The sequence below is a fragment of the Candidatus Hydrogenedentota bacterium genome (assembly GCA_012523015.1).
Taxonomy (GTDB): domain Bacteria; phylum Hydrogenedentota; class Hydrogenedentia; order Hydrogenedentales; family CAITNO01; genus JAAYBJ01.
Genome location: JAAYJI010000258.1, coordinates 1 through 4,769 on the forward strand (window position 1 = coordinate 1; position 4,769 = coordinate 4,769).

General features: G+C 51.8%; 5 protein-coding genes. 2 read left to right on the plus strand and 3 right to left on the minus strand.

Annotation, left to right across the window (positions count from 1 at the left end; genetic code table 11):
- Nucleotides 1-1,181: type I restriction endonuclease subunit R (locus GX117_11270; protein ID NLO33912.1), on the plus strand; the 1,181-nt coding region annotated here is incomplete at its 5' end.
- Between the two features lie 57 nt (nucleotides 1,182-1,238).
- On the opposite strand, the gene GX117_11275 is transcribed toward GX117_11270, so the two are convergent.
- The 3 genes from GX117_11275 to GX117_11285 form a co-directional block, all read right to left on the minus strand.
- Nucleotides 1,239-1,721 carry a cell division protein DedD gene (locus tag GX117_11275; protein NLO33913.1) on the minus strand — a complete coding sequence of 161 codons (483 nt, stop codon included), beginning with the start codon at nucleotides 1,719-1,721 and terminating at the stop codon, nucleotides 1,239-1,241.
- Nucleotides 1,722-1,836: 115 nt separating this feature from the next.
- Nucleotides 1,837-2,613 (minus strand): hypothetical protein, encoded by a 777-nt coding sequence (locus GX117_11280; protein ID NLO33914.1) that lies wholly within the window; start codon nucleotides 2,611-2,613, stop codon nucleotides 1,837-1,839.
- The gene (locus GX117_11285; protein ID NLO33915.1) at nucleotides 2,610-3,338 is read right to left on the minus strand and encodes a hypothetical protein; all 729 of its coding nucleotides are present in this window, start codon (nucleotides 3,336-3,338) and stop codon (nucleotides 2,610-2,612) included. The genes GX117_11280 and GX117_11285 overlap by 4 nt, the downstream gene beginning before the upstream one ends.
- A gap of 409 nt (nucleotides 3,339-3,747) precedes the next feature.
- Here GX117_11285 and GX117_11290 point away from each other — a divergent pair.
- On the plus strand, nucleotides 3,748-4,769 hold a 1,022-nt coding region (locus tag GX117_11290; GenBank protein NLO33916.1), incomplete at its 3' end, for a cell surface protein.

The following is a 4,769-nucleotide window of genomic DNA, read 5'->3' on the forward strand; positions in this document are numbered from 1 at the left end:
ACTTCGATAATGAACGGCTCGATCAAAGCGCCCGGGACGCCCTTGAGGCGGCTATTGCCGACTATAATAAGATGTTCAAAACGAACTTTGACACGTCCCGTGACCGCTTCGAAAATTATTATAAAGATGTGGCGCGGCGCGTGAAAGACCGTGAGGTGGATATGCTGATCGTGGTCAATATGTTCCTGACCGGCTTTGATGCCACCACGCTGAACACGCTCTGGGTTGATAAGAACTTAAGACTGCACGGGCTCATTCAGGCATTTTCACGAACCAACCGCATCTTGAACCGCGTTAAGACCTTTGGCAATATCGTGTGCTTCCGTTACTTAAAAGAAGCGACCGACGAGGCTATCGCACTCTTTGGCGATAAAGAAGCGGGCGGCATCGTGCTGTTGAAAACCTTCGAAGAATATTACGATGGCTATGAAGATAAGGGAAAAAAGTATCCCGGATATAAGGCGCTCGTTGAAGAACTGCAAAGAGAATTCCCCTTGGGAAAAGCAATTGTTGGAGAAGAGAAGAAGAAAGCCTTTATAAAGCTTTTCGGTGCCCTCTTACGGCAGCGCAATATTCTGACTGCCTTCGACGAGTTCGAGGGAAGGGAAATCCTTTCCCAACGGGATTTGCAGGATTATCAAAGCCGCTATATTGATCTGTACCAAGAGCTGCGTCCTCAAGGCGAAGGCGGCAAGGAAAATATCAACGACGATATTATCTTTGAGATGGAACTCATCAAACAGATCGAAGTCAATATCGATTATATTTTGATGCTTGTTGCCCAGTATCACGAAAGCAACTGCTCGAATAAGGAAATCTTGGCAACCATCGATAAAGCCATCAGCTCGAGTATCGAACTGCGCAGCAAAAAAGAACTGATCATAAGCTTTGTTGACCGGATCAGTGCCGGCACCAAGGTCGACGAGGATTGGCGCAAATTCGTGGATGAACAAAAAGAAACGGATCTCAGCGCGCTCATCCAAGAGGAAGAACTCAAGGAAGAGGAAACGAGAAGCTTCGTCGATAACGCCTTCCGCGACGGATTCCTTAAAACTACAGGTATGGACATTGATACGATCCTGCCGCCCTTATCACGCTTTGGCGGCAGAAGAGAGAAAACGAAGGAAGGAATCATTGCTAAACTCCTTGCCTTCTTCGAGAAATATTTGGGGCTGGTCTAGGGTATGAAGGGCATGTGCACCCGGGAATGGCTAAAGCGCGTTCCGCCGGAGCGGCGGCTATTCATACTTCTGCACCTCGTCGTGGATATATTCCAGTTGGACGCCGCCTTGCCGAAACATGGCCTCTGACTCGGCTCCATCATGATAGCGGCGCTCACAGACGACGCGCACAATGCCGCAGTTGATAATCAACATGGCGCACACGCGGCAGGGTGTCATCCGGCAGTATAAGGTGCCGCCGTCAATGGACACGCCCAGTTTCGCGGCTTGGGCAATAGCGTTTTGTTCGGCGTGCACCGTACGCACGCAATGTTCCGTAATGGTGCCGTCGCCATGGACCATCTTCTTGAATTGATGTCCCACCTCATCACAATGGGGGAAGCCCTTAGGCGCCCCCACATACCCGCTCACGAGCAAGCGTTGATCCCGTGCAATGACGCAGCCGCTTCTGCCTCGGCTGCAGGTGGCACGCTTGGCAATAGCGTTCGTCACCTCCATAAAATATTCATCCCACGTAGGGCGTCGATATTTTCCTGTCATAACCAAATCTCCCTAAAAACACGCTTCCTTATAACTACGAAAATTCCCCAAGCGCGCCATGAATCCACAACCGCCTCTAGCGCTTCGTTTTTATGGGTGCTGTCGCAGCAAGCGCCTAAAAAGGTTCATCCAATGCGGTGATAGGATCGCAAGTCAGCATATGCGCACTTTGCGGGTGCTTGCGTACGGTCAAATAATCGCCGGCAGCCAGATCAAGATAATCATGGGAGTTATCGAAAGCCAACACGGCGGGTCCCCGTGTAATTTCGAAACGTACCTCATCGCGTTCGGAAACAATAACATGGTTGACGGGGTGGGTAGTCGCTTTGAAAGCAAGCCCGATCCCCTCCTTAAAAATACCTTTTGTAATCGCTTTAAAATAGGCGGAGCTGCCGAAGGCGGTGCAAGCCACAAAGCCATCGCTGACTACCTCAACCCCATTTTCAAAGGGTATATCATTAACCCAAAGGCAAAAGCGTACAGCGCTGTTAATGCGTCCCATATGCACATTCACTTCATTAAGACAGGTGAGTATAAAATCCGCTTCTTGCCGCTGGTCCGAAGAAAAGACCGCACATTCCAGTTTGGAGTAATGAGAATGAACCATCTCGTTGCGCGCGAGGGCTTCAACCACTTCCCGAGGCGATTTGGGGATGCAGCGATGACCGCGGCGGCTGTTCAGTATAGGCACCTTGGGTATGCCCGGCCAGCGCAGCTCCGCCGTGAGCAGGGTACCATCACCGCCATAACAAATCACAATATCCGGATTCTTATCCACAACAACAAAGGCGGCGTCGAAAGCTTGCACCAAAGGCAGCAGCGCTTCCGCCTGAACGCCAAAAAGAACAATGCGGTAGGGCCGCTCTATTTTGTTTCCCGTGCTTCGTGTCATGATGCATCCCCAAGGGCAGTCTGCTTGCGCAGGGTGAGCCACAGACTGATTACACAATAGTAGATAAGGTAAAAGAAGGAAAGCAACAATAGAAATCGATGTCTTTCAGGATAGTATAGCCATGCCGTGATGACCAGTCCCGCCCACACTAAACCCAAGATGAGATTGAGCGGCCGCAGAAAGGGCGTGCGGCTCGGATAGAGGTACCGAATCCGCACAAAAACGCCGACGGCACAAACCAACAGCACGGTGATCGTGAGCCAAGGGGGACACTCCAATAAAAAGACATAAAAAAGAACTACATTCCAATAAGACGGGAAGCCGGTAAAGGTGTGATCGGCTGTCTTCGCATCGTCCCGGCAAAACTGGTAGGCAGAACTGAGTATCATAATGGATGACAAGATCAAGCGCCACGGATCGGGTACTATGGAGGCGTTTAACAAGAAAAAGGCAGGGACTAATACATAGTTGAAATAATCGACCATGTTATCGAGGAGCGCGCCATCAAAATGGGGGATGAAGCATTTGACATGGCGCCATCGGGCGAGGGCACCATCTACCGCATCAATGGCGGCGGTAATCATCATCCATCCGAGCGCCGCTTTGAACTGCTGCTGCGCGATGGCCTGTAACGCCAAGACACCGAAAATCGCACCTGACGCGGTGAGCAAATGCACCAGCCAAGCACTAATCAATCCGGTTATTGTCTTTTTCGGTGTGTCCATTCATGCTCTCCTAGCTGTCCCCAACCGCGTTACTATACACCAACAAGACCGATAAAATAAAAGCCCAATCTTGTTTGATTTAAAAAGCGGAGGACTTCAACCGTATGTACAAGCTATTGTATATCATCTGCATCCTCTGTGTAACCTTCGCCTTCCTCTGAGAAAGCCCGGCCTTCGGATTTTTGGTCGAAGGGGCAGCTCGTAAATTTTTTTTGGGGCAAAGCCGCGGCCCTGTTCCGCCGTGAAGCTTGCCACATTTCCTTTTGCCTGACGCAACAATTTATGTCATACTTGTACACGGATACAGCATCAGGCATTCGACACCCCCAAGGCCGATGCTGAGGGACGGACACCCCGCATGACTGCGGGATACGCTATGATAGAAAGGTCGCGAATGAACAGGTTTTCTATGAGAACATACCAAGGGCTCCCATGGGCTCTCTGCCTGCACTTGGGCGCGGCACTGTTGATTATCGGCTGCGCCGCCGTCGCCGCCGCACAACAGTATCAATCTCCGCTCGCTGTGGTGGGCAATCAAGAAGGCTCCCTTTTATACGTGGCGGAACATACGGCGCATACCGTCGCCGTGGTGGATCTTAGCAGACGTGACGTGCTGCGCCGCTTCCCCCTAAGCAAGCCGCCCGCAGGCCTCGCCTTATCTGCCGATGAGAAAACGCTTTTCGTTTGCGGCGCTTCGCCGGAGGGCTGCGTCTACGGCGTTGATGTCGATTCCGGCGCAATAGAATGGGAAAAGGCGGTGGGTCATACGCCGATCGCCTTGGCAGTACAGCCCGATAAAAACCTGCTTTTTGTCGCCTGCCAGTTCAACAACAACATCGCCGTTGTAGACCTCAATACGCATAGCCTTGTGAAACACATTCCGGTAGAGCGTGAACCTGTTGCTCTTGCCCTTGCGGCAGCCGGCACAAAGTTATATGTCGCCAACCTATTGCCCACAGGCCCTTCTGACGGCGATTATATTGCCGCTGCCATTTCCGTGATCGATACAGAAAGCTTGGAAGGGCAAGGCGAAATCGCTCTTCCCAACGGATGCACCAGCCTGCGCGGTCTTTGCGCATCCCCGGACGGACGCTATGTTTATGTAACCCACATCCTCGGCCGCTACCATCTGCCGACTACCCAGCTTGAACGGGGATGGATGAACACCAACGCACTGAGCATTGTGGATACAGCCGATAACAGTTTCGTCAATACAATACTGCTCGATGATGTGGATCAGGGCGCAGCAAATCCTTGGGCGCCCGCATGCAGCCCCGACGGCAAACTCCTCTGCATCACCCCCGCAGGTACCCATGAACTCAGCGTGATTGATCGCGCCGCGCTCCATGAACGCTTAGATGCCCTCGATGAAAAAGAAGCGAAAGCTGTTCCCAACAATCTCGCCTTTAATGTGGGACTGCGGTCGCGCAT

What these genes read in the sequence shown, in the direction of transcription:
- GX117_11275 (NLO33913.1), bottom strand. Translation starts at nt 1,721, where the DNA reads ATGACAGGAAAATATCGACGCCCTACGTGGGATGAATATTTTATGGAG.
- GX117_11280 (NLO33914.1), bottom strand. Translation starts at nt 2,613, where the DNA reads ATGACACGAAGCACGGGAAACAAAATAGAGCGGCCCTACCGCATTGTT.
- GX117_11285 (NLO33915.1), bottom strand. Translation starts at nt 3,338, where the DNA reads ATGGACACACCGAAAAAGACAATAACCGGATTGATTAGTGCTTGGCTG.